Raw genomic sequence first — 530 nt, forward strand, 5'->3', positions numbered from 1 at the left:
AACAAATCATGGCGAAAAACAGCGCAGATCAAAATATGCAGCATTTGCGCGCCAACCAATCCGTCAACATCCGTGTCGATTCATCAGGTCAGGTAACGGACGTGCAATTCTTTACCGATGAAGAATTGGAACGAAACCTTGTCGCGTTGGAAAAAGTCAAAGGCAAATGGCAGCTGTCTACTTCTGAAGTAGACATGAAAGTCATGCCGACTTTGCGCTCTATTGTTGTGCGAACTTCCGCACGCGGCGCGATGGCGCAGGCTGAAATACCGGTTGAAATCCGCGAGTCGCTAAGCGAAATTTTCTCTGACGTATTGAGTTTGGAAGAATTGCAGGAAGGCGATGTTGTGCGTCTTCTGTACAACAATATGTATTTCCGCGGCCAGCAAATGGGTACCGGCGATATTCTGGCGGCTGAAATTGTCAAAGGCGGAAAAACCTATCAGGCTTATTATTACAGCCAAGGCAAAGGCGACGAAGAGAGCGGCAGCTATTATGATCAAAACGGTAAATCGCTCCAGCAGAAAGAG

At 47.5% G+C, this 530-nt stretch carries 1 pseudogene; it reads left to right on the forward strand.

Annotation, left to right across the window (positions count from 1 at the left end):
• A pseudogene (locus ACTHUR_RS17805) lies at positions 1-530 on the forward strand (peptidase M23); the annotation flags it as partial.

Source organism: Neisseria sp. P0021.S007 (genome assembly GCF_051956855.1).